The 4,589-nt window shown below is 43.0% G+C and carries 3 protein-coding genes; all 3 read right to left on the bottom strand.

The window, feature by feature from the left end:
- Positions 1-197: 197 nt before the first annotated feature.
- The gene (locus V7K97_RS10675) at positions 198-1,202 is read right to left on the bottom strand and encodes a zinc-dependent alcohol dehydrogenase family protein (RefSeq protein ID WP_334800892.1); all 1,005 of its coding nucleotides are present in this window, start codon (positions 1,200-1,202) and stop codon (positions 198-200) included.
- Positions 1,203-1,362: 160 nt separating this feature from the next.
- Positions 1,363-1,812 (bottom strand): cupin domain-containing protein, encoded by a 450-nt coding sequence (locus V7K97_RS10670; protein WP_334800891.1) that lies wholly within the window; start codon positions 1,810-1,812, stop codon positions 1,363-1,365.
- Positions 1,813-2,094: 282 nt separating this feature from the next.
- Positions 2,095-3,456, bottom strand: a complete 1,362-nt coding sequence (locus V7K97_RS10665; RefSeq protein ID WP_334800890.1) for a condensation domain-containing protein — start codon at positions 3,454-3,456, stop codon at positions 2,095-2,097.
- Positions 3,457-4,589 lie beyond the last annotated feature (1,133 nt).

The following is a 4,589-nucleotide window of genomic DNA, read 5'->3' as shown; positions in this document are numbered from 1 at the left end:
TTTTTTTGAGTGTTACTTAGGAGTCGAAATTATAATTTCGGATTTTATTTAAATGTAGTTTATTAATGCTACTGATTGAAGTGCGGAATGTGGGAAATAAGTACCTGTAGTCATCTGGGGAAACGTTATCCTGCCATTAGCTTCAATAACCAAGGTTTGAATGGGCTTTTCTTTGTTCTTCTCCAAGCCAGCTTGAACTATATTGCAATGTCGATTACGATTTTGCCGACCGATGTGCCTTGCTCTACCGCATTGTGGGCATCCAGTGCGGTATCCAACGTAAAATGGCGAGGATCAACAATTGGGCGTAGTTGACCTGCATCCGCCAACTGCGTAGCCTGATGCAGAATCTCACCATGATGAGTACGCCCTTCACCATTCAGTAGAGGCAGAAGCACGAATATGCCTGAATACGTCGCAGCCTTCCGCGAGAGTGGCATCAAGGAGTGTTGACCCCAGCCGTAGCTACTAACGACATGTCCGTAAATGCGTACTGCCTGAAATGCATCGTCTAAAGTGGAGCCGCCAACGGTATCGTAGACCAGATCAAAGCCGTGACCATCTGTATACATTTGCACAATCTGCTCAATTGATACACTGTGGTAGTCTATCGGTACAGCACCCAGTTGTTTCAGCATATCGTGCTTAACAGCCGAGGCAGTAGCAAACACTTTGGCACCACGCGCTTTGGCAATCTGCACAGCGACATGACCAACACCGCCAGAGCCGCCAAGTACGAGGACTTTCTGACCATCGCGTACATTAGCGCGATCGACAAGTCCTTCCCATGCAGTCAAAACCACCAGGGGTAAAGCTGCTGCTTCACGCATACTGAGGTTGGTTGGTTTTTTTGCCAGTAGATCGGGATCAACTGCGGCAAATTCAGCAAGTGAACCTTGCAGTCCACCGACTCCACCCGTCAGTCCGTAGACCTCATCACCAACTTTAAACGCGGTGACATTTTGTCCAACTGCTTCAACGACCCCAGCCAGATCGGTTCCCAGCACGGCAGGGAGTACAGGTTTGGCATGGGGTGCTTTACCTGTGCGGATTTTGCTGTCGAGTGGGTTGACACCGCTTGCCTTGATTCGCACCAGAACCTGGTTGGCAGTGGGTTCCGGTCGGGGAATTTCGGCGGTACGAAATGTTGCAGTTTGAAAATCATCTACAATCAGCGCGTGCATAGTTGGTGATGGCTTCACCTATCAACTCCTTACTTGTATATATTGTTGCTAAAACTTTCTCAATTGCAGCCCTACCAATAGTGATATGAAATTTACCAGCATTCGCACTATGTGTTATGCCTGACTTCTGCACCGATTTTGTTCGTTGCTCTAAGAGGATTGCTATGTTCTCCTAGCATCATGACGAGGGTAAGGTTCCAGGCGGACCCAAAATTTCGTCACCGATCTCAATGCAAATACGTTCAAACAGCTCCATATCTGGTGTTTCTTTCTCATCCAGCGTACCAATTCCTGCGATCAGCCGAGCAAAGCCACTTGGCGCAGCAACGACCAACACGCGAGCTGGCTGATCGTTAAGCACGGCGACGGTATGGGGTGTGGCAGTAGGAATCAGGAAGCTTTCACCAGCACTCAACACAGCCTTCTTCTCACCTGCCCAAACCGTAAACTCCCCGGACAGTACATAGATTTGTTCAGAATAGCGTGTGTGGCGATGGAGGGGGATTTGTGTACTAGGAAGGAAGTAGCCTTCGATCAGATCGTACTGACCTGCGGTAGTTGTGTGATCTGCAATGATGCTGAGGCGAGAGCCAAAAAACCAGAGAGATTGTGTCATCAGATTACTCATGTTGATTAATTGTTTGCCTAATCAGGATCTGTCAAAAAATAATTTTTACGCTTGTTGATATCTATGAAGTTTACTGTTGATTAATTGTTTGCCTAATCAGGATCTGTCAAAAAATAATTTTTACGCTTGTTGATATCTATGAAGTTTACTGAGGAGTATCTCTAAGCCAATGAATGTCTCTGCTTGAGTTTTTTCACTGCACATTTAATAGTTACAAATTTCTCGCAATATAACCTCTACCATTTGAACGTTTTAGTATAAGTTATACAATTCACACACTATTTAAACCTTTTTTAAAAGATCATTGCTTTTACAAACAATTTCTCTTCGCTCCTCGTAGTTGGATGCGATCGCCTCATTTAGTAGATATATAGCTTCCTTGTGGAGTGTTTTTGTCTGGGATTGCAGCATCACCCGTTCTGAACACACGAGCGTGAAGAATAGCCGATCTCCCAAAGTTGCTACGCCAACTAAGCGATCGTTTTTGACACCTGTCGTCACTACAGGCCCATAGATAGCCTGAAGTTCTAGCCCTCCAAACTGTTGCGCGATCGTCAAGCGCATGAGATTGCTAACGGTTATATCGTAGTCCAATTGCTCTTTAAATACTTGTAAAGCATCATCAGGACTCTTGAAGGTAGATAGCCATTGTTGAAGTTGAAAAATCTTCCCAAACAGCTTATTAGATGTCATACTTTGCTTGAGTTGTTGTTTAGCAGAACGAGCGACTTCCCAAAAATTGGCATCAAAGTTTAAGAGGTGCGATGTCCGTTCAGCACCAATATATAAACTGAGATTTTCCTGGTTTGCAGATGTCAAGTATGGTCTGAGATTAATCGGTGACGTACAGTTGAGGTTCTGCGTCTGTTTTGAATGATTTTGCTGGCGGACTGCTAAGAGAAAAGCGGCACAAATCGCAGCATGAACACTCGTTTGTTCTTGCCGACAACGAGCTATGAGTAAGCGCGTTGTTTCGGATGAGAGTGAACCAGAACTGACAAATGAACAGTTAGGTTGCTTCGCACGTTGCCCAACCAGAAAGGAATCACTGATGAATGTAGGAATTGGCTTTAGCAAAGAAACTTTTTCGGGAGTTCGATCGACAATCAAATCCTCTAGTGACGGAGGTACAGATAAAGACTGTCCGAATGTAGTGGGTGTAGCGTACACTGAAGGGGTTGCCGTAGGCATCGCCTGCAAAATATCCCGAATTAAGTAAGTTACAGAAATACCATCAGCGATCGAGTGATGACATATCACAATCAATTCTGATAATTCTGCACCATTGCTGGAGTGAACCAAGACAACCCGCACTAACGGAGCTTGCGACCAAATAAAGGGCGTTGCGATTTCTTGCTCAACTTCTCGCTGCCATTGTTGTTCGGATAGCCTCTGCACAACCCGCAGTGGAATATCAGCATGGTCTTCGACAAACCAAGGGTGCTTTGCTTCATCCAGAGCAATCCGAACTCGGAGGAATGGATGCCTTTGCTGTACAAAGTGGAGTGCTTGTTGAAGTTGAGTAACTGTGAATTTTCCTTTGATTTGGGCTGTGAGAGCGAAATGTAAGGAATGAGCTTGATCGTGGAGCCAGAAGATTTGCTCTCCCGCTCCCAAAGGGCGATAGACCTCTAAAGATTGCATATATTTAATTAATCTCCAATAATAATGCTGAGGCGAGAGCCAAAAAAACAGAGAGATTGTGTCATTAAATTACTCATTTAATTAATTGTTTGCCTAATCAGGAGCCGTCAAAAAATAATTATATCTATGAACTTTACTGAGGAGCATCTCTAACCTAATGAACGTCTCAGATTGAGTTTATTTGACTGCACATTTAATAGTTACAAATTTCTCGCAATATAACCTCTACCATTTGAAGGTTCTAATAGAAGTTATACAATTCATACACTATTCAAACCTTTTTTAAAACATCATTACTTTTACAAACAATTTCTCTTTGCTCCTCGTAGTAATACTTTCACTACTAGATTTATGCAATTATATTGCAGTCTTCTATCGCAATTAGAAACTGGAATTAAAACGTATTTTAACTAAGTTATACCAATTCTGTATGAAGATGTATAGAAAGAACCTCTGCCAAATGAAGATGCATAGAAAGAACCCCTCCCAACCTCACCAAAGTATCAGGGAGGTTGGGAAGGGTCAAAATAATGTGCAGCTTCACAGAAAATTGATATTATTACAAATAGCTGCAAGTTTCATCCTTTAGGAGTAGTAATTAAACTCATGCTTCATTTAAAATAAATACTTGTCAATTTAGCAAAAATAATCGTAATCGATCACGGGGCGATCGCAACTTGCAAAACAACGCAACAATCCAGCATCCAGCCTTCATTTTCAATCAAACCAAGCACCTATAATTAATCGGTAGTATTTTGAACAACTATGGGTATGAGTATCATCGGAACAGAAAACCGAGTTAAGCTTAAAAGCCTTATTAGATAAAGATTCTCCTGATAACCAAGGTGATTGACGATCAGCAGAGCGTCAAGTCACTGCTCAAGTAACCGTTCAGGGGGGGGAGGTCCTTTGAAGATACCCATTGCCGTATATCGTCCGTGAAACCCAGATATTATATGAATATGAACCGATGTCGATTCAGGAATATTGTTGAAGGCGATCGTTGACCTTGATGAACCAATGTCGATTCAGGAATATTGTTGAAGGCGATCGTTGACTTTGATGAACCAATGTCGATTCAGGAATATTGTTGAAGGCGATCGTTAGAAAAACCCAAACTGAATTTTTGGTGA

Origin of the sequence: Nostoc sp., assembly GCF_036917815.1 — a bacterium.
Lineage (GTDB): Bacteria > Cyanobacteriota > Cyanobacteriia > Cyanobacteriales > Nostocaceae > Nostoc.
Note: the sequence above shows the minus strand (reverse complement) of the source record. Positions and strands in the feature narration are given on the sequence as shown.

Bases quoted from the DNA above. Each gene is read 5' to 3' on its own strand.
- V7K97_RS10665 (WP_334800890.1), bottom strand. From the start codon at position 3,456: ATGCAATCTTTAGAGGTCTATCGCCCTTTGGGAGCGGGAGAGCAAATC.
- V7K97_RS10670 (WP_334800891.1), bottom strand. From the start codon at position 1,812: ATGAGTAATCTGATGACACAATCTCTCTGGTTTTTTGGCTCTCGCCTC.